Annotated in this window: 22 protein-coding genes; 5 read left to right on the top strand and 17 right to left on the bottom strand. The window is 35.3% G+C overall.

The genetic code is table 11. The features are described 5' to 3' along the window. Window positions 1-93 precede the first annotated feature (93 nt). The 6 genes from ACPLOV_RS08445 to codB form a co-directional block, all read right to left on the bottom strand. Window positions 94-645, bottom strand: coding sequence for an ECF transporter S component (locus ACPLOV_RS08445; protein ID WP_424910064.1), 552 nt, complete (start codon window positions 643-645; stop codon window positions 94-96). Next, on the bottom strand, window positions 636-1,370 hold the full coding sequence (locus ACPLOV_RS08440) for a class I SAM-dependent methyltransferase (RefSeq protein ID WP_424910063.1): 735 nt from the start codon (window positions 1,368-1,370) through the stop codon (window positions 636-638). The genes ACPLOV_RS08445 and ACPLOV_RS08440 overlap by 10 nt, the downstream gene beginning before the upstream one ends. Next, entirely contained in the window at window positions 1,363-1,905 is a 543-nt protein-coding gene (locus ACPLOV_RS08435; RefSeq protein ID WP_424910062.1) for a nucleoside-triphosphatase, read from the bottom strand. The genes ACPLOV_RS08440 and ACPLOV_RS08435 overlap by 8 nt, the downstream gene beginning before the upstream one ends. 48 nt (window positions 1,906-1,953) lie before the next feature. Beyond that, window positions 1,954-2,970, bottom strand: a complete 1,017-nt coding sequence (locus ACPLOV_RS08430) for a molybdopterin-binding protein (RefSeq protein ID WP_424911010.1) — start codon at window positions 2,968-2,970, stop codon at window positions 1,954-1,956. Between the two features lie 177 nt (window positions 2,971-3,147). Further along, on the bottom strand, window positions 3,148-3,486 hold the full coding sequence (locus ACPLOV_RS08425; RefSeq protein ID WP_424908202.1) for a winged helix-turn-helix domain-containing protein: 339 nt from the start codon (window positions 3,484-3,486) through the stop codon (window positions 3,148-3,150). Window positions 3,487-3,591: 105 nt separating this feature from the next. After that, window positions 3,592-4,875, bottom strand: coding sequence for a cytosine permease (gene codB / locus ACPLOV_RS08420; RefSeq protein ID WP_424908203.1), 1,284 nt, complete (start codon window positions 4,873-4,875; stop codon window positions 3,592-3,594). Between the two features lie 220 nt (window positions 4,876-5,095). Between codB and ACPLOV_RS08415 the strand changes: the two genes are divergently transcribed. From ACPLOV_RS08415 to ACPLOV_RS08395, 5 genes are all read left to right on the top strand, one after another. Next, window positions 5,096-5,869 carry an IclR family transcriptional regulator gene (locus ACPLOV_RS08415; RefSeq protein WP_424908204.1) on the top strand — a complete coding sequence of 258 codons (774 nt, stop codon included), beginning with the start codon at window positions 5,096-5,098 and terminating at the stop codon, window positions 5,867-5,869. A 209-nt stretch (window positions 5,870-6,078) separates the two neighbouring features. Continuing rightward, window positions 6,079-7,314: an amidohydrolase family protein gene (locus tag ACPLOV_RS08410; RefSeq protein ID WP_424908205.1), complete on the top strand. Its 1,236-nt coding sequence runs from the start codon at window positions 6,079-6,081 to the stop codon at window positions 7,312-7,314. A gap of 15 nt (window positions 7,315-7,329) precedes the next feature. Then, complete coding sequence (locus tag ACPLOV_RS08405) at window positions 7,330-9,648, top strand: xanthine dehydrogenase family protein molybdopterin-binding subunit (RefSeq protein WP_424911009.1); 2,319 nt, start codon at window positions 7,330-7,332, stop codon at window positions 9,646-9,648. After that, window positions 9,649-10,512 (top strand): FAD binding domain-containing protein, encoded by an 864-nt coding sequence (locus tag ACPLOV_RS08400; RefSeq protein ID WP_424911008.1) that lies wholly within the window; start codon window positions 9,649-9,651, stop codon window positions 10,510-10,512. Then, complete coding sequence (locus ACPLOV_RS08395) at window positions 10,505-10,984, top strand: (2Fe-2S)-binding protein (protein WP_424911007.1); 480 nt, start codon at window positions 10,505-10,507, stop codon at window positions 10,982-10,984. Before ACPLOV_RS08400 ends, ACPLOV_RS08395 begins: the two co-directional genes overlap by 8 nt. Window positions 10,985-11,145: 161 nt before the next feature. Here the strand turns inward: ACPLOV_RS08395 and ACPLOV_RS08390 are convergent, their stop codons facing one another. The 11 genes from ACPLOV_RS08390 to ftsY form a co-directional block, all read right to left on the bottom strand. Beyond that, window positions 11,146-12,339, bottom strand: coding sequence for a CaiB/BaiF CoA transferase family protein (locus tag ACPLOV_RS08390; protein ID WP_424911006.1), 1,194 nt, complete (start codon window positions 12,337-12,339; stop codon window positions 11,146-11,148). A gap of 221 nt (window positions 12,340-12,560) precedes the next feature. Further along, on the bottom strand, window positions 12,561-13,190 hold the full coding sequence (locus tag ACPLOV_RS08385; protein ID WP_424908211.1) for a ribonuclease HII: 630 nt from the start codon (window positions 13,188-13,190) through the stop codon (window positions 12,561-12,563). A gap of 11 nt (window positions 13,191-13,201) precedes the next feature. Beyond that, window positions 13,202-14,077 (bottom strand): ribosome biogenesis GTPase YlqF, encoded by an 876-nt coding sequence (ylqF, locus tag ACPLOV_RS08380; RefSeq protein ID WP_424908212.1) that lies wholly within the window; start codon window positions 14,075-14,077, stop codon window positions 13,202-13,204. 37 nt (window positions 14,078-14,114) lie between these two features. After that, a complete protein-coding gene (rplS, locus tag ACPLOV_RS08375; RefSeq protein ID WP_424908213.1) occupies window positions 14,115-14,459 on the bottom strand; it encodes a 50S ribosomal protein L19 in 345 nt (114 codons plus the stop codon). A gap of 69 nt (window positions 14,460-14,528) precedes the next feature. Next, entirely contained in the window at window positions 14,529-15,269 is a 741-nt protein-coding gene (trmD, locus tag ACPLOV_RS08370; protein ID WP_424908214.1) for a tRNA (guanosine(37)-N1)-methyltransferase TrmD, read from the bottom strand. Beyond that, entirely contained in the window at window positions 15,269-15,778 is a 510-nt protein-coding gene (rimM, locus tag ACPLOV_RS08365) for a ribosome maturation factor RimM (protein ID WP_424911005.1), read from the bottom strand. Before rimM ends, trmD begins: the two co-directional genes overlap by 1 nt. Window positions 15,779-15,831: 53 nt before the next feature. Beyond that, window positions 15,832-16,059, bottom strand: coding sequence for a KH domain-containing protein (locus tag ACPLOV_RS08360; RefSeq protein ID WP_068748167.1), 228 nt, complete (start codon window positions 16,057-16,059; stop codon window positions 15,832-15,834). Window positions 16,060-16,063: 4 nt separating this feature from the next. Next, the gene (gene rpsP, locus ACPLOV_RS08355; protein ID WP_068748166.1) at window positions 16,064-16,363 is read right to left on the bottom strand and encodes a 30S ribosomal protein S16; all 300 of its coding nucleotides are present in this window, start codon (window positions 16,361-16,363) and stop codon (window positions 16,064-16,066) included. Between the two features lie 21 nt (window positions 16,364-16,384). Then, window positions 16,385-17,722: a signal recognition particle protein gene (ffh, locus tag ACPLOV_RS08350; RefSeq protein ID WP_424911004.1), complete on the bottom strand. Its 1,338-nt coding sequence runs from the start codon at window positions 17,720-17,722 to the stop codon at window positions 16,385-16,387. 1 nt (window position 17,723) lies between these two features. Further along, complete coding sequence (gene ylxM, locus ACPLOV_RS08345; protein WP_424908217.1) at window positions 17,724-18,083, bottom strand: YlxM family DNA-binding protein; 360 nt, start codon at window positions 18,081-18,083, stop codon at window positions 17,724-17,726. 112 nt (window positions 18,084-18,195) lie between these two features. After that, window positions 18,196-19,095 (bottom strand): signal recognition particle-docking protein FtsY, encoded by a 900-nt coding sequence (gene ftsY / locus ACPLOV_RS08340; protein WP_424908218.1) that lies wholly within the window; start codon window positions 19,093-19,095, stop codon window positions 18,196-18,198.

The raw sequence follows: 19,095 nt of genomic DNA, 5'->3' as shown, positions 1-19,095 counted from the left end.
TTTTTTAGAGAATAAATTCCCCGATTTATTTATTTTTTAGTAGATATTCCTTTTTTCGTTATTCTATTTTCTTGCTAATAAAAATTTTTTTACTTATGAAGATTTTTGTTCCAAAACATTTTTAAATATTCCATTTTGTCTTGTTTGACCTAATATATTTGCTAAAACTCCTCCCATACCACCTGATAAGGCTGATATTATTAATGTTATATATAAAGCTCCGGCATTTTTACCGAAAAATAATAAATATGAAAAAACTGCACCACTTACATTTGCTAAAGCAGCTGCTAATATATCAACTAAAATACTATTTTTATACTTATTTCCACTTATCAAAATAATTTCTGCAGCAATACCTGGGGGTAGATAAGTTAACGCTTTTAATATGAATATATTATTTAATAAAACAGCAAGAACAGCTTGCAAGACACAAAGTAAAATTATAGAGAACGGCTTTTTTATTAATTTAAATGTGAAAATCAGCCAAAACATGTAATAAAATCCACCAATTACTCCTGCAGGAACGTGTAATGACATGGTAACTAAAGATGAAAAAGATGTTATCATCGGTTTTGTTACAATTGAAATAACCGCAATTAATGATATTAATATTTGATCCCTAAGCGTAAAATTTTTTATCCCCATTTTTCTTCCTCCCTATTTTTTATTATGATAATTTTACTTTTTCTAATATTTGGTAAATAATATCCACTTTCTTTTTTAATTAATATCTTATCTACATTATTTTCAACTAATTTCCATACATCTCCCCCATAATAGTAATAAATAAATTTTTTCAATTCTTGTTGATTGGTAAAAGGTTGTCCAAACTCACATTCATGATCTATTGCTATAAATTCTATTTTTTGTTTTAATAAAAAACTTATATATTCTTTTGCTGTATCCTTAATTTCCTTTTTAAATTCAGGTATAAAATTATTTAAACAAAACGTGTTCGTTTTATTATCTTCGGGGAGTATCATTATTAAAAACCTTTTAGTCATTGACATTAACTTTTCTAACTCTTCATAAATACAACCCATATAACACATAAAAATTGCATCAAATTTTTCTATATCTATATTTAAATTTCTCCAGTCTCCGATAAATGTATAGAGATTATTAATATTATTTTTCTTGTATTTCTCATTAAGATAGTTTATGACTTCTTCACTAATATCAATCGCATATACCTGTTTTACAATTTTAGATAATTCGATAGATAGTCTGCCCGTACCACACCCTATATCTAATACAGTATCACATTCTCTAATATAATTTTTAGTCAAGTTTATAATGTCTTTATAAAACCTTGTATGTTCAGCAGCTTCTTCAAACCATCTTATACTTTCACTATTCCAATTAAACACTTGTTAGCACTTCCCTTAGGTCTTTCAAAATTTTTTCGAATTCTTCTTCTCTATTATCTTTTGTAATCTCATATATAACAACATCTTCTCTATTTTTTATTTTTTTTATAAAAGGAAGGGGTATTGGCTTTATTACACCAAATACAACCTTTTCTGAAGACAAACATTCATTTATCATTTTTTGAAAATTACATGCAGAAGCCTCAAAAAACCCAATTTCATCCATTACTATAACTTTAGATTCGTCATATAAAGATTTTCTCAGCAATTCTACTCCATATGTTTCAAAAGTTTGTAGTTGAGCCATCCATTTCCTTTTATCTATTTTCTTTGCTATAAATTGTGGTTCTTCTTTACAGTCTGCATTACTTGCTGAATTTATAGTAAAGGCTACAACTTCTCCTAATGAATTAAAAAAAGGTTTTGTTTTAAATCCGCTAATTTCTAATTCAATTTTATTAATTACCTTATCAATAATTGTACTTTTGCCTACCCGTCTTTTCCCTGTAATAAATATATTTTTTTTTCTATTCAACACTATTTAACACCTCTTACGCCCAGAACTACATTTGTTAAATAAAAATTACCTGCAAAAATAACAATTGGGATACCTGCACACTTCACATCCCTGACATAATCCTCCAAGCCCCATTTTTATAAAATCTTCTTTCTTGAGCCTTTCTCCAACGAAAATGCGGGGTAAAATAGCATCCAGTATTGTGGTCCTGTGATACATAGCACATCCGGGAACTCCCAGTAAAGCTCTATTCCCTCTATAAGCCAGCATAAACATATTCCCCGGTTGAACAGGCGCTCCGTAAGTCACTACATGATCAGAGCATTCTTTTATTGCCTTTGGCGTAAGGTCATCCGCATCCACCGACATACCCCCCGTTAAGATCACCACTTCTGCATTTTTTTCTAACATCTCATTTATTCCCTTAATAATTAAATTAACATCATCAGGACAAAAGATTTGTCCCAAAAATTCCGCACCGAAATATTCGAGCTTTTTTATCATTATTGGGCCAAATCTATCCTTAATACGTCCTTTATATACTTCACTTCCAGTTGTTATTATGCCGGCTTTCATTTTTTTGTAGGGTTTCACATTGAAAATTTTTCTTTCACTGCATATCTTTTCAACTTTGTTAATAATCTTTTCTTCTATTACAAGCGGAATTACCCGGGCACCAGCTATTTTTTGCCCTTCTTCAACAGTAAAATTATCAGGTAAAGAAGCTACAGTTACCAGGTCAACAGAATTAATCTCATATAGCAATTCCTGATCTACTTTTAATAATCCTTTTATTGTAGATTTTAAAGAAGACTTTCCTTCGTAAGGTTCATCAAAAACAACATTTTCACCGGAAACAGCCCTTGCAATCCTTATTGCCGCCTCATCTTCATGAATTTCGCCTTCCTTTGCTTCCCAGACATAGACATGTTCCTTACCGAGTTTAAGCAATTCCGGGATGTCTTCTTCTTTAATAATATGCCCTTTTTTAAAAGCCCTTCCTTTAAACTCTCCGGGCACTATCTTTGTGACATCCTGACATAATATCATTCCCACTGCTTTTTCCACAGGTAATATTTTCATCCTACGCACTCCTTTTTTCGCTATATTTTTATAAGTATAACGTTATCATAAAAAAACAATTATTCAGCTTAATATTTTATAATCATGGATACTTTAAATCTATATAATTTTGTCATAATAGTTATTTTTTTAGTTTATAACCCAAATACAAAATATTTTTATTTATTAATAAAATAATTAATTAAAAATTTCATTAAAAATACTCCATAAAGAATTGTCCACTTTTTCTCTGAATTCCTCATATTTTTTCATTAAAGCCCTTGCTTCATCCGTAATTTCAGATCCTCCCCCGTTTTCTCCTCCTGCTTTACTAACAACAAGTTTAATCCCCAATCTCTTTTCAATGGTATTCAATAAATTCCATGCCTGAGAGTAAGACATATTCATTTCCTTTGCAGCTTTTGATAGCGATCCGTTTTTTTCAATATTCTTTAATAATTCTAAAGGGCCGTCTCCAAAGGCTTTTCCATTTCTATCAAGCCAGATCTTGTATTTTAATTCAAATTTCATGTCCATAATTACACCCCGTTATTATATTCTACACCAATCTCTATTTTCCCTTTTTTTTAATAATAAAGGAGTGGCATAATAAAGGCCACTCCTTAAAATTACTATAAATTACTATTTAACTACTACTTTATGTTTATCATCAATCCCTAATAATTCGAAAATCTTATTTACAACAGGAACCATTATCGCAGCCACAATTATACCCTGAAGCGGCGGTATACCAATATTATAAGTATTCCCTACCCAAGCTGAAAAAGTTCCTATTAAATAGGCTATTAAATTTGCGATCCTTAACCCCCTAAAATTTACCGTATCCAGCTTGGGCAATTCTGTCTTCCAAACAAAGAAGTAGTCTCCAATAATTGTACCCCCCAAGGGTGGTATAAAAATTCCAAGAAGGACGAGCCAGGGAATAAAATAATTGTAAATCCGAGTAGCAGCTAAAATAGTGGCAATCAAAACTCCACCAATGACAAAAGGTTTTTTATTAGGATTATTGAACATTTCCGAACCTGCTACCCCAAAAGCGTAAGCTGCAGCGTCATTGGTTGTCCAAATATTTATTGTCAATATTACAAGAGCCCAGAAAATAATGCCCATCTGTAAAAATACCTCTACCAGGTCAGGCTGCTGAAAAGCGATAGCACCTATTCCACCCGCAAAAATCATGAGACCGTTTCCTATAAAAAACGCCAGCATTGCAGCAAAAAAGCTAACACCCGCTCCTTTGGCAAATCTGGACCAGTTGGTTACCTGCGTACCTCCTGAAGCGAAGGTTCCTACTATTACCGTCAACGCAGTGGTGATGTTCATGTTAGAAGCCGGTTTGATCTGCGAAAGTGCTGCCCAGGAACCAGCTTTTTGAATGCCTAAGATTGGGGTCCAAACTGCCAGAATTAATATCAGAGGAATTGCTATATATGAAACTATTTCCATTCCTTTAAATCCGTATACTGCTGTTATTCCCATGACAATTGACCAAAATATTGCCCAAAAAATATAGCTGGATTCGTTCATATTAAGTGCCTTCACAAAGAGCTCCGCCACATAAGCTGCCGAAACAGCGTACCATCCGAGCTGGGTTCCGCCAAGCAATATATCCGCCCATTTTGCGCCAGCTGTTCCAAGGGCATACCTGGAAAGTAAGACTGAAGTCAGGCCCGTTTTAGTCCCTATAACAGACATTATTGCCACATAAAGTCCTAAAATTAAATTCCCCAGTATCATGATTTTAATAAAATCATTTAGCCCGTAATTTGCTGCAACTTTTCCTCCGGCTATCATCGTGGGACTGAAAAAAGTAAATCCCAGAAGTACTGCCGATAAAGATAAAAGACCAACGCGAGAATTATCAGGTACGTGATCCAGCGGAAAATCCCTGTCATGATTTTCCATTATGATTCCTCCTTTCATATTATGAAATTATTTTTGAATATAATGAAATTATTATATTATATTCTCTTTTCTTTTCATTTTTCCTCTTTTTAAAACTTATAAAATCTATACAATTTACTTTAAATTTTTTTGTTGCAAAATAATAATAATTTTTTAAAAAAGGATTTTTTAGCTTTTAGTAGAATTATTGTTTGTTATAATAAATTACGAGGTGAAGATAATGCAAAATAATAACGGAGTAATAAAATCAGTGCAAAAAGCAATCCACATATTTAAGGTTTTAATGAATTCAGAAGGAGAACTCAGCATCTCTGAAATTGAAAAATTGACAGGTTATAATGCCAGTACCATACACCATATTTTAAAAACAATGCTGGAAGAAGGTATTATAAGCCAGAATAAAGTAAACAAAAAATACGAGCTCGGTCCAGAAATTTTCGGAGTCCTGGTAAGGCAAAAATTATATGAAAGGTTTTTTTCAAAGGCTTATCCTTTTTTAGAAAAATGTGCACAAATCACAGGAGAAACCACAAATATATTTATAAGGGATGAAGAAGAAGCGGTATGTATAAAAGGTTATGAATCAAAGCAGACTTTGAGAGCATACTTGATGATAGGAAGAAGAATCCCTCTAACCTGTACAGCTGTTGGTAAAATATTTTTAGCTTATATGAATCCTAATGAATTAAAAAATTTTTTACAAATAAACGGATTAAAAAAGTATACTCCTTACACTATCACCGATGAGAAATTATTTTATGAAGAATTAAAGACTACTATAAAGAGAGGATACTCCATTGAAAAAGAAGAATTTGAAGAAATGATTACAGCGATAGGTGCACCTATTCTTGATAATAAAGGTAATGTAATAGCTGCCATTTCAACCATAGTACCTTCTGTACGAGCAGACGAAAAAAGAATCCTTGAACTGGGATATATAGTAAAGCAAACTGCTGCTGAAATTTCAGAAACGCTTTACAATGTTTTTTACTAATTCTTTTTCAAATTAAAACATGAAAACAAAGCCCATCTTATTTAGATGGGCTTTTGTTATATTTATACAATTCGCAATATTAATCTTTGTGTAATATTTAATTTTTATTTAATAAAATTTTAGAAGGATTTTTGCAAAAATTAACGAATCTATTAAATAGTTTCTTAATATAAAATAATTTTTTCATATTATGAAAGGAGATGTCTGCAATGGATTTAATTATTAGAAACGCAAAATTAAGAGATAAACAAACTCCAATGGACATTGCGATTAAAGATGAAAAAATAGTTGAAATTGCGCCTAATCTAAACTACTCTGCTAAAAAAGAAATTGATGCAAAAGGAAAACTAACCGTCCCTGCTTTTATCGACCCTCACATACATTTAGACAAGGTAAATATTGTGGATGTGGTGAGACCCAATAAATCCGGTACTTTGATGGAAGCTATTGAAATCATTTGGGAGAAAAAAGCAAATTACACAAAAGATGATATTGTAAATAGAGCAAAAGAAGTTGTGGAAATGGCGGTTAAAAATGGCACCACAAGAATTAGAACACACGTAGATGTGGACACCATCGGTGGATTAAAACCTTTAGAAGGTGTTCTGGAATTGAAGCGTGAATGTGAACATCTTGTTGATATACAAATTGTGGCGTTTCCTCAAGAAGGTATAATAAAAAATCCGGGATGTGAGGAATTATTAAGGGAAGCTATGAGAATGGGGGCTGATTTAATCGGAGGGATGCCTGCAAATGAGTTCTCTCCCGAAGACAGTAGAAAGCACGTAAAGATAGTATTCGATATTGCTGAGGAATTTGATGTTGATATCGATATGCATGTGGATGAAACCGATGACCCTTTCTACAGAACCTTAGAAATGGTAGCAGATGAAACCATAAAACGGGGTTATTTCAAAAGAGTGACTGCGGGTCACACATGTGCACTGGCAGCCTATGACGACCATTACGCTGAATACGTCATGGAAAAGGTAAAAAAAGCAGAAATAAATATGATTACAAACCCCGCAACCAATCTAATGCTTCAGGGAAGATTGGATAAACAACCAAAACGCAGAGGTATCACAAGGGTAAAGGAACTGATTGAAAGGGGCATAAACGTAAGTTTCGGGCAAGATTGTATTAAAGACACTTTTTACCCCTTTGGAAGTGCGGACCTTTTACAGGTGGCTTTAATTACAGCTCATGCTGCCCACATGAGCTTACCCCACGAAATAGAAGAAGTGTTTAACATGCCAACCTATAATGCTGCTAAAATTTTAAGACTAAGCGATTACGGACTCGAAGCCGGTAAAAGAGCCGATATTGTTGTAATTGATGCAGAAAATATTAAAGACGCTATAAGGCTCACCCCACCTCGTCTTTTTGTCATAAGGAAGGGTAAGATTATTGCGAAAACCGAAATGAGGTCGGAAATTCTGGTATAGATAAGGAGGAATACTATGGAATTTTCTTATATTGGTAAAAATTATAAGCGTGTGGATAGTTTCGAGAAAGTCACCGGAAATGCCGTTTTTACCGATGATATGAAATTTCCAGGAATGCTATTTGCCAAAGTGCTCCGATCACCCATAGCTCATGGAAAAATTTTAGAAATAGATATATCAAATGCATTAAAAATAAAAGGAGTCGTCAAGATAGTTACTGGCAAAGATTTAGATGTAAAAAGAGTAGGAGCATGTATCCAGGATCAATACCCCATCGCAAAAGACAAAGTAAGGTATGCCGGCGAACCCGTTGCATGCGTGATAGCTACTTCAAAATATGCTGCAGAAGAAGCAGTTAAAGAGATAAAAGTTGAATATGAAGAATTCCCCTTTGTAATTTACCCGCAGGAGGCTATAAAAGAAAATTCTCCTATTATTCACGAAAATGTTTTTGAATATGAAAGAGCTGGGTTTATTAAACCCGAAGGTAAAAATTGCTTCCATCATTTTAAAATAAGGCGGGGAAATATAGAAAATACTTTTAAAAACGCATATAAAATTATTACTGGCGAATACTGGGTGCCTTACGTACACCACGTCCAGTTAGAACCCCACTGTGCTATTGCTTTATACGGTTATGATAATACCTTTACGATCTATACAAGTTCCCAGGCTCCTTTTGTGGTACAGAATATAGTATCCAAAATTCATTCCTTACCTTTATCCAATGTAAGGGTTATCGTCCCGTATGTCGGTGGCGGTTTTGGAGGAAAATCCGATGTAACCATAGAACCTCTTGTATCATTTTTAGCAAAAATGGTACCGGGAAGATATGTAAAACTTTCCCTTACAAGGGAAGAGATGTTTGAAGGTACAAATGTTGGAAGGGGTGTCTTTGCAAAATACGAAACGGCAGTATCACAAGAAGGCAAAATACTCGGATTAAAAGCACAAATTCTTCTTGGTGCCGGTGGTTATGCCGATTATGCGGTTAATATCGTGAACGGTATAGGTATGTCTGCCACCGGTCCTTATGAAATAGATAATTTACAAATTGATGTGTACGGAGTATATACAAATACTCCACCCACTGGAGCTTTCAGAGGTTACGGTCATCCCGAAGCCCATTTTACCTGTGAACTCCAAATGGAAAAAATCGCACGGGAATTGAAAATTGATCCGGTAGAATTTAGATTGAAAAATATTTTGGGGCCGGGAAAAAAGAACGCAATTGGCCAGGTAATGAATGAGAACTCCGGCAGATTTGATTTGTGTGTAAAAAAAGTAGCTGAAGAAATTTTTAAAGAACCCAGGGAAGAAAATAAAGATTTACTGATCGGCAGAGGAATAGCAGCTTATATGAAGACTCCAATTATGCCGAATAATGCCCAATCCGGGGCAGTAATGAAATTAAATGAAGATAAAAGTATTACTTTATACGTTGGCGCAATAGAGATGGGACAGGGAACCTATACTGCTCTTTCTCAAATTGCTGCAGAAGCTTTAAACCTTCCCGTTGAAAAAATAAAGATAGTTAAACAAGTGGACACTTCTTTTTCTCCATATGAATGGCAAACCGTAGCAAGTCATACCACATGGGGAGTAGGAAATGCGATATTAATTGCTGCTAAGGATTTATCGTCTAAAATAAAGAAAGCCGGATCAAGAGTATTAAAGATACCCGAAAATGAAGTGGATTTTAATATAGATTATGTCTTTTCAAAAATTAACCCCAGCATCAAAGTGGAACTGGAAAAAATAGCTTCCGGGTATGTCGACGAAAAAGGCTCTGCTATCACCTCACCCCTAATAGGCGAAGGAAGCTTTGTTCCTTCAGGGCTTGAATTTTTAGATCCCGAAACCGGTCAAGGTAATGCTGCTGCTGACTGGACCTGCGGTTGTGTAGGGGTAGAAGTGGAAATAGATAAAAATACGGGAAGATACCACATCAAAAAACTTGTAAACGCCATCGATGCAGGAAAAATAATAAATCCAAAAATTGCACGGGACCAGGTAATAGGAGCAATGATACAAGCCTTGGGAGCAACGATTTCGGAAGTCCTGATATTTTCCGATAAGGGAAAAATAAGAAATAATGACCTTGTTGATTACAAAATTCCCGGAATTGAAGATATTCCGGATGAAGCAAAGGTAATTTTTATAGAAACTCCTGAAGAGACAGGACCCTATGGAGCAAGAGGTCTTGGTGAACACGGTGCAGTGGCTGTATCACCTGCTATACTTAATGCCTTATACGATGCTTTAAAAATAAGTTTCAATCAAATTCCCGTTACACCGGAACAAATATTAAAAGCCCTTGAGGAGGTGAAGTAAATGAACTTTGATTATATAAAACCAAATACTTTAACAGACGCCCTTGAATACTTAGAAAAAGAAAATGCAATGGTATTAGCTGGTGGCACGGATGTTGTTGTCAATCTAAAGTCAGGAAAGATAAATCCTTCTTTTCTCATAGATATAAAGGGGTTAAAAGAATTAAAAGGAATAGAAAAAATTGATGGAGGAATTTTCATCGGTGCTCTAACTACCGTTGATGAAATAAAAAACTCACCTTTGCTTTCTCGGTACCGTGCATTGGTAGAAGGTGCTGGCGTCCTCGGATGTCTTGAGATCCGCTATCGAGCAACCATCGGAGGTAATATTTGCAACGGCTCACCTTCCGCCGATACGGTGCCCGGTCTTTTAGTATACAATGCAAAGGTTGAAATAATTTCTAAAAATGGCTCAAGAATTATTCCGTTGGAAAATTTTTTAATTGATGCTGGAAAAGTTGATTTGAGAAAAGGAGAATTATTAAAAGGCGTGATTTTACCTGATTTAGAAGAAAACTCCGCCAGTCGTTATTATAGAGTAAGCAGGGTAAAAGGCATGGATTTGTCGTCAGTGGCTGTTGCAGTATATTTAAAAGATGTTGATCTTCCTGTATTTTCCGAAATCCGTATAGCCCTTGGTGCGGTTCAAAAAACGGTTGTAAGGATGAAGAATGCCGAACAATATCTTCAAGGTAAACCTTATACATTGCAAAATATAGATAAAGCTATCGAAATTATACTTTCAGAAATAAATCCGAGAGCAGGCAGCTTAAGAGCTACTCCCTATTACAAGAAAAAAATGGTTGGATATTTAATAAAAGAGGCTATTCGGGAAATGAAGGGAGGGAATATTTTAAATGAATAAATACTACATTAAAATGAATATAAACGGAATTTTTTATGAAGATTTTGTTGAACCCCAAATGACTCTCCTCGATTTTATAAGGGAAAAGGTTGGACTTACAGGTACAAAACATGGTTGCGGAAACGGTGAATGCGGAGCGTGCACTGTAATAATGGATGGAAAACCCGTTAGGTCCTGCATAATATTAGCTGTAGAAGCGGACGAAGCTAATATAATAACCGTAGAAGGATTAGCCGAAAAGGAGAAACTTCATCCTATACAACAGGAATTTATCAATCACAATGCGGTGCAATGCGGCTTTTGCACACCGGGTATATTGATGGCCACAAAAGCATTATTTGAAAGAAAACCCAACCCTTCTGAAGATGAAATATTAGAAGCATTAGGAGGCCACCTTTGTCGTTGTACGGGATATTATTCAATTAAAGAAGCTGCTATAAATATTTTAAAAAATAATTTGCAAGTCAAATAATTATAAAAAGAAGAAAGCTCCTCTTATGGTAAAAGATAAAATATCAAAAGCTTTTTACCATAAGACGGAGCTTTTTTATTTAAGTTTAAGCCTGCACTATATACATAGAACCTGTTTCCCTTAAAAAATTGAAGGGTAGGCATTTTATATATACAATTTTTTTAATTAATTACACTCTTTTCCCTTAAAGTTTTTATTTCCTCCTCGGTATAATTTAACAGGTTTTTCAAAACCTCATCGGTGTGTTCTCCAAGAAGAGGAGCAGGGGTTCTAACTTCTCCAGGAGTTTTTGACATATGGAAGGGAGTACCGGTAATCTTTACTTTACCTACTAAAGGCTGATCTATTTCAACCACCATTTTCCTGTAATTCACTACCGGGTCATTTACTACTTTATCAACGGTGTTTATCGGAGAATAAGGCAAGTTGTACTTATCAAATATTTCCATCCACTCCTGAGTGGTTTTGGTAAGCATAATTTCTTCCAGTATTGGTATTAATTCTTTTTTATTCTCATTCCTGAGAGGATTTGTCTTGAATTTGGGATGATCTATTAAATCAACCCTGCCAATCGCTTCACAGAATAATGCCCATAATTTATCGTTACCAATTGGGGTGATTATATAGTGGTCCTTTGTTTTAAAAGCCTGGAACGGTGTGATAGTAGGATGTGCCGTTCCCAGAGGACCCGGTATCTCTCCCGTCATAGTATACCTTACTATCGCATTTTCCAAAAAATAAACCAATCCATCAAGCATAGAAATATCTATATGTTGACCTTCTCCCGTTTTCTCCCTGTGGATGAGTGCACTTAAAATTCCAATAGCCGCATGATGTCCAGCTACCAGGTCCCCAATGGAAGTTCCAACCCTTACGGGAGGACCTCCTTCCGGTCCCGTAATACTCATCAAACCGCTGTATCCCTGAACAACCATATCATAAGCAGGTTTTGAAGAATACTCCGGTAAAGTGTCGTGTCCGAAACCGCAAATAGAGCAGTATATAATTCCGGGATTTATTTTTTTCATTTCTTCATAGGAAAAGCCCAATTTTTTCATCGTGCCCGGTCTGAAGTTTTCCACAACTACATCCGAAATTTTTATCAAATCCCGCAGAATTCTTTTGCCCTCTTCAGTCTTCAGGTTAACACATACGCTTTTTTTATTCCTATTAATACTAATAAAATACCCGCTTTGATCATTCTTGAAAGGCCCAAATTGCCTTGCATCATCGCCATCAGGTGGTTCTACCTTAATGACTTCTGCACCCAGATCTGCCAAAATCATTGTACAAGCCGGTCCTGCAAGGACATGGCTCAAATCCGTCACTCTAATTCCTTCTAACGGCCCTTTCATATTTTCACCTTCCTTTCGAAACTAACTTTGTGTAACTTTTTAACTTTTATATATAAAATTATGTACTGAGTTTCGTTTTCCTTTGTTAACCTATAACAAAAAGGTCTAAATCTGCCTATAACTATTAACTATCTAAAACTCAGCAATCCTAAGCTCTTTGATATAAAATTTAAAAACTGATTATATGGCAAGTTTATTAAAATAATACATAGATTTTTCTATCACATTTCTAAATTTTTAATGCTGAAAGTTTTTCTATGTATTGGAGAATATCCGAATTTTTTAATAGATTCTATGTGTTTTTTTGTACCATAACCTTTATTATGCAAAAAATCATACTGGGGATATAAATTGTGATACTGCTTCATAATTCTATCCCTTTCCACCTTTGCTACAATAGATGCAGCTGCAATAGAGCCGCAAATCCTATCTCCACCTTTTATTCCTTCCTGTGGCAAATCTATTTCGGGTATTTTTAAAGCATCTACAATTATATAATCCGGAGAAATTTTAAGTCCGAGAACCGCATTTTTCATAGCAAACAAAGTTGCTTTTAAAATATTGTGCTCATCTATGTATCTCTCATCTACTATTGAAAAAGAATAAGAAATTGCATTTTTAACTATTTCTTCATATACTTCTTCCCTTTTTTTTTCGCTTAACAATTTTGAGTCTTTCAGGTTTGGGATAAAAACATTTTCCGGAAGTATTACGGCTGCAGCCACAACAGGTCCTGCAAGAGGTCCACGACCCGCCTCATCCACGCCTGCAATCAATTTGTAACCTCTTTCCCTCAGCCTTTTTTCAAATTCAAATAATTTTTTTAGCCTTTCTTCTTCTTTTATCACCATATTTTTACTCCTTACAAATAGATACTTTTTTGATTATCGTCTACATCTTCATTATAAATTTCCCAGAATTCATTATCGCAGGGTTCTTCTAAGGAAATTTTTCCTATTTTCCCATCCCGAAACTCTTTTAAAACTATCTTTGAAGCCTTTAATGTATCAATCCTGCCCCCTGCCAGGAGACATCCTCTTTTTTCTCCGATTTCCCTCAGGATATCTTCGGGATTGCCGGGAGAATCTAATTTGAATCTTTCCATTAATTCTTTTCTGAATTTTAATGATATAAACTTAATTAAAATTAAAGCTATTTTTTCGGGATTATAAATCTCTTCCTTTATACATCCTAATATAGCAAGTTTAATGCCTACATCTCTTTTTTCAAATTTGGGCCATAAAATTCCGGGAGTATCAAGGAGCTCCAGATCTTTATTAACTTTTAACCACATTTTCCCTTTGGTGATACCCGGTATATCTCCCGTCTTCGCACTTTTCCTACCAGCCAATTGGTTAATAAAAGAAGATTTGCCAACATTAGGTACCCCCATTACCATACAGCGAACAACGCTATTTTTTTGCTTTTTTATATTTTTTATATAACCTATTATCTCTTTGATACCGCTTTTGTGAACTGAATCTACCGAAAAAGATATAATTCCCTTTTCTTTGTAGTAGTTTTGCCATTTTTCCGTAACTTCTTTTTGCGCCAAATCTTCTTTATTTAATACCCTTATAATGGGCTTTTCTCCGACAATATCTTTTATATCCGATATGTGGGAGGATTCAGGTGCTCTCGCATCTACCAGTTCCAGTACAACATCTATTACTTTCAATATTTCTTTCATCTGCCTCTTAGCTTTCGCCATATGTCCCGGGTACCATTGGATTTCCAAAACTCAATCGCCTCCTTAATAAATTAAGGGACTGTTATCAGTCCCTTTCTTTTATTTTTGCTGCTTTTCCTTTAAGCTTCCTCAAGTAATATAGCTTTGCCCTGCGAACCTTTCCCTTGCGAACAACTTCAATTTTTTCAATCCTTGGTGAATGAAGGGGAAATACCCTCTCCACACCTACGCCGTAGGATATTTTCCTAACGGTAAATGTCTCCCTAAGGCCACCGCCTTTTCTTGCTATAACAACTCCTTCAAAAACCTGTATCCTTTCACGGTTGCCTTCGATAACTTTCGTATATACCTTCACGGTATCGCCGGGTCTAAACTCCGGAATATCCGTTTTCATCTGTTCCTGTTCAATTGCTCTGACCAAATCGGACATTTTACGGACCTCCCTTCTTTTAACAAATGTAATTATAGCATAAAGAAAATTAGTTTACAACAAAAGGCGTCAATCTAAATCGATATTTAGTTCTTTTAGAAGCTTTTTGTCGTCTTCCGTTAATTTAGCCTTTTTTAGTAAGTCCGGCCTTTTCTCATAGGTAATCCTCAAAGATTCTTTTCTTCTGAAAAGGGCTACTTCGCGGTGATTGCCAGACAAAAGCACCTCCGGAACCTTGAGACCCCGGTACTCTTCTGGTCTTGTATATTGCGGATATTCCAGCAAACCATCACTGAAAGATTCGAATAGGGCCGATTCATCGCATCCCAAAACTCCTGGCAATAATCTCGATACAGCGTCTATTACTGCAAGGGCAGGTATTTCGCCCCCTGTAAGGACAAAGTCGCCTATGGATATCTCATCGGTAATCAGGGTCTTTACCCTTTCGTCAACTCCTTCATAGTGGCCGCAAATTATTATAAGTTCTTCTTCTTTTGAAAGTTCTCTGGCGATTTCATTGTTGAAAATTTTCCCCTGAGGCGACATTAAAATAATCCTTTTTTTCTGCGATGCGGTAATAGAATTAACATAATCAATAGCTTCAAATATGGGCTCCGGCTTCATCACCATCCCAGCACCGCCACCGTAGGGATAATCATCGACTTTTCGGTGCTTGTCTTTTGAAAAGTCTCTGATGTTTATAAGTTCTACATCTATTAGCTTTTTTTCAATCGCTCTTTTTAGAATGCTAACTTTAAGAGGGCTATCGAAAAACTCCGGAAAAATTGTAAGTATAAAAAACCTTAGCACTAAATTAACCCCTCCATAGGGAATATGAACATAATGCCCTTTTCAATGTCGATATTTTTAACGACTTCTTTAATGGCCGGAATCAATATTTCTTTATTTTCATTGTTCTTTATCACATAAACGTCATTGGCTCCTGTTTGAATCACATTTATTATTTCTCCTAAATACTCTTCGTCAACGGTATAAACTTTAAGACCAATAATGTCACAAATAAAGTAACGCCCTTCTGGTAATTTAACCGCATCTTTTCTGTGGACCATTATATATTTATTCCTGAACTTTTCTGCTTCCTTTACATCGTCTACTCCTTCAAATTTCAATACCACAAAGGCTTTTTTTAAGAAAATTACCTCTTTAATAACCAATTTTTCTAAGTAATTTTCTTGTTCATAGAAAACTTCTTTTAAATTTTTAAACCTCTGAATATCATCGGTTAGAGGTTCTACCTTAACCTGCCCTCTAACCCCCCAAGGTGAAATTATTCGGCCAACGGTTATATACTGTTTCAAACCGGTGACCTCCATTTCTTTCAAAAAGGGTTAGGTAGCATCCTAACCCATTTTTACAATATTTCTACTACCACTCTTTTACCCTGTTTTGCTGCAGCAGCTTTAACAACGGTGCGTATTGCTTTAGCTATCCTTCCCTGTTTTCCGATAATTTTTCCCATATCTTCGGGATGAACTTTTAATTCAAGTATTACAGATTGTTCTCCTTCCACTCTATTTACAGTAACATCCTCAGGATGATCTACCAATGCTTTTGCAATATATTCTACCAATTCTACCATATTATTACTCCTCCTTTACTTCTGGAGTTTGGGGGGTAGTTTCTTTATTGCTCTTAATTTTATCCAAAAGGCCGGTAACTTTAAAAAGATATTTCACTGTATCGGTAGGTTGTGCTCCTTTTTTAATCCAACCAAGGGCCTTTTCTTCGTTAATTTTAATTTCAGCAGGGTCCGTGAGCGGGTTATAATAACCAATTTCCTCAATGAACCTACCATCACGGGGACTTCTGCTGTCTGCCACTATAATTCTATAAAAAGGTCTCTTTTTAGCCCCCATTCTCCTTAATCTGATTCTTACTGCCATTTTTTCACCTCCTTTTAAATTTTAAAAATTGAAGAAGGGTATTCTAAATCTTCCCTTTTTATGGGATTTTTCCATTTCTGACAGCTGTTTCATAAGTTTTTTCATCTGTTCAAATTGTTTTAATAACTTATTTACATCCTGTACCGTTGTACCACTTCCCATTGCAATTCTTTTTCTTCTGCTGCCGTTAATTATTGAGGGATTCCGCCTTTCTTCCTTTGTCATCGAATTAATTATTGCTTCTACCTTTACCAGTTCTTTTTCGTTAAAATCGAGGCCCTGCATTTTTTGTGGTGAAAAACCCGGAATCATTGAAAAAATTTGATCAAGAGATCCCATCTTTCTAACCTGTTTCAATTGATCTAAAAAGTCATTTAAATCGAACTGTTCCTTTCTTATCCTTTCTTCCAGTTCCTTAGCTTTTTTTATATCTATGTTCTGAGTAGCTTTTTCGATTAAGCTCAATACATCTCCCATTCCGAGAATCCTGGAAGCCATTCGGTCGGGATGAAACTGCTCTAAATCATCTAATTTTTCTCCCATTCCTATGAATTTTATTGGACATCCTGTAACAGCCTTTATAGATAAGGCTGCTCCGCCTCTGGTATCGCCATCGAGTTTTGTTAAAATTAAACCCGTTAGTTCCAATTTGCTGTGAAAACTTTCAGCAACATTAACTGCATCCTGTCCCGTCATACTATCTACTACAAGAAGTATTTCGCATGGATCTACGGCATTTTTAATTTCTTTTAATTCTTCCATCAATTCTTCATCTATATGAAGCCTTCCTGCCGTATCTAATATTACCACATCGTTTCCATGGCGAAAAGCATGTTCTACCGAAGCCCTGGCAATTTCCACGGGATTTTTCTCACCCATAGAAAAAACCGGTACCTTTACTTTATCTCCTACTACATGAAGTTGTTTTATTGCAGCCGGTCGATAAATATCCGCCGCTACAAGTAAAGGTCTTCTGCCCATTTTGGAAAGATAATTGCCTAATTTGCCGGCTGTGGTAGTTTTACCTGAGCCCTGCAGTCCTACAAGCATAATTACAGCCGGATTACCTTTTAAATTTAGCTTTGCTTCTTTGGAACCCATCAGGTTAGTTAACTCATCGTATACTATTTTTATAACCTGCTGCCCCGGAGTCAGGCTCTCCATTACTTCATGCCCTATTGCCCTTTCGGTGACTTTTGAAATAAAATCCTTCACTACCTTATAATTTACATCAGCTTCCAAAAGGGCGAGTCTTATTTCCCTCATCGCTTCCTTTACATCTGATTCGGAAAGCTTTCCTTTTCCCCTTAGCTTTTTAAAAATGGCATCCAATTTTTGAGAAAGGGCTTCAAATGCCAATCTATTCCCACCCTTCTTTGACCAGCTTATCCAAATCTTCAATAGCCTTCTTTAAAATTTCTCCTGAATATTCGTCAAGATGCGGTAATAAACCTTCCAATTGCAATTTTATCCTTTCCAATGCCTTCTTTTGACTTAAAAACTTCTCTACAAGCCCTAATTTTTCTTCGCATTGTTTTAAAAACTCTAAAGAACGATGGATATTATCAAATACTCCTTGCCGCGAGACATTGTAATTCTGTGCAATTTCGTTAAGGCTCAGGTCACTAAAATAATAAAGTTCGAAATACTCTCTCTGTTTTTCGGTAAGAAGTGATCCGTAAAAATCGTATAGCAAACTAATTTTAACAATATCTTCCATTTTATCATCTTCTCGTCTGTAAAGTATATTTGCTTTACATATATAGATTCTAAAAAAAAAATGATTATATGTCAATCTTTTAAATTAATTTTTTATATAAATTAAATAGACCTTAGCTTATTATAGCATCTACAAACTCCTTCGGATCAAACTCAGCAAAATCTTCAATGCTTTCTCCCGTTCCTATATAGCAAACAGGTAGCCCCATCTCTGCAGCAATCGCCAGAGCTACTCCTCCTTTGGCAGTTCCATCCAATTTGGTAAGTATTATACCGTTAACATTAACTGCATCTTTAAAAATTTTTGCCTGGGAAATTGCATTTTGGCCGGTAGTAGCATCTAAAACCAGATAGCTAATTTTTATTGCTTCGGGAAATTCCTTTTCTGCAACTCTGTAAAGTTTCTTCAATTCTTCCATAAGATTTTTCTTTGTGTGAAGTCTTCCGGCGGTATCACATATTATTACATCCACATGACGGGCTTTCCCGGCTCTTATAGCATCAAAAAGAACGGATGCGGGGTCGGAACCTTCCATCTGCCTTATTACCTCCACACCAGCCCTCTGTCCCCAAACTACGAGTTGTTCTACCGCAGCAGCTCTAAAGGTGTCTGCTGCAGCTATAATTACTTTTTTACCTTCGGATTTATATTTATAAGCAAGCTTTCCTATCGTGGTAGTTTTACCTACTCCATTTACCCCTACTATCAAAATGATAGCAGGAGTACTAAATACAATATCACTTTTGGGGAAAAGGTTAACCATTTCTTCCTTTAAGGCCGATTTTAATTCATCAGCATCTTTTATCTTATTGGTTTTCACTTTATATTTGAGTTTATTAATTAAATCCTCCGTGGCTTTCACACCAATATCCGCTGTTATAAGCGCCTCTTCCAGTTCTTCCAGGATCTCATCATCAATTTTTACCGATAACTTAAAGATCCCCTCTAATTTATTTACCAGATTGTTCCTCGTTTTTGAAAGACTCTCTTTAATTTTATTGAAAAATCCCAT

The organism is Thermovenabulum sp. (genome assembly GCF_049723235.1).
Taxonomy (GTDB): Bacteria; Bacillota; Thermosediminibacteria; order Thermosediminibacterales; family Thermosediminibacteraceae; genus Thermovenabulum.
The sequence above is the reverse complement of the archived record's forward strand: the minus strand, read 5'-3'. Positions and strand labels throughout refer to the sequence as shown.

Excerpts from the sequence above, each read along its gene's own strand:
- ACPLOV_RS08400 (WP_424911008.1), top strand. The coding sequence starts at position 9,649 with ATGAACTTTGATTATATAAAACCAAATACTTTAACAGACGCCCTTGAA.
- ACPLOV_RS08445 (WP_424910064.1), bottom strand. The coding sequence starts at position 645 with ATGGGGATAAAAAATTTTACGCTTAGGGATCAAATATTAATATCATTA.
- ACPLOV_RS08360 (WP_068748167.1), bottom strand. The coding sequence starts at position 16,059 with ATGGTAGAATTGGTAGAATATATTGCAAAAGCATTGGTAGATCATCCT.
- ACPLOV_RS08405 (WP_424911009.1), top strand. The coding sequence starts at position 7,330 with ATGGAATTTTCTTATATTGGTAAAAATTATAAGCGTGTGGATAGTTTC.
- rpsP (WP_068748166.1), bottom strand. The coding sequence starts at position 16,363 with ATGGCAGTAAGAATCAGATTAAGGAGAATGGGGGCTAAAAAGAGACCT.
- ACPLOV_RS08425 (WP_424908202.1), bottom strand. The coding sequence starts at position 3,486 with ATGGACATGAAATTTGAATTAAAATACAAGATCTGGCTTGATAGAAAT.
- codB (WP_424908203.1), bottom strand. The coding sequence starts at position 4,875 with ATGGAAAATCATGACAGGGATTTTCCGCTGGATCACGTACCTGATAAT.
- ACPLOV_RS08395 (WP_424911007.1), top strand. The coding sequence starts at position 10,505 with ATGAATAAATACTACATTAAAATGAATATAAACGGAATTTTTTATGAA.
- ACPLOV_RS08390 (WP_424911006.1), bottom strand. The coding sequence starts at position 12,339 with ATGAAAGGGCCGTTAGAAGGAATTAGAGTGACGGATTTGAGCCATGTC.
- ylxM (WP_424908217.1), bottom strand. The coding sequence starts at position 18,083 with ATGGAAGATATTGTTAAAATTAGTTTGCTATACGATTTTTACGGATCA.
- ACPLOV_RS08430 (WP_424911010.1), bottom strand. The coding sequence starts at position 2,970 with ATGAAAATATTACCTGTGGAAAAAGCAGTGGGAATGATATTATGTCAG.
- ACPLOV_RS08415 (WP_424908204.1), top strand. The coding sequence starts at position 5,096 with ATGCAAAATAATAACGGAGTAATAAAATCAGTGCAAAAAGCAATCCAC.
- ACPLOV_RS08410 (WP_424908205.1), top strand. The coding sequence starts at position 6,079 with ATGGATTTAATTATTAGAAACGCAAAATTAAGAGATAAACAAACTCCA.
- rplS (WP_424908213.1), bottom strand. The coding sequence starts at position 14,459 with ATGTCCGATTTGGTCAGAGCAATTGAACAGGAACAGATGAAAACGGAT.
- ACPLOV_RS08385 (WP_424908211.1), bottom strand. The coding sequence starts at position 13,190 with ATGGTGATAAAAGAAGAAGAAAGGCTAAAAAAATTATTTGAATTTGAA.
- ftsY (WP_424908218.1), bottom strand. The coding sequence starts at position 19,095 with ATGGGATTTTTCAATAAAATTAAAGAGAGTCTTTCAAAAACGAGGAAC.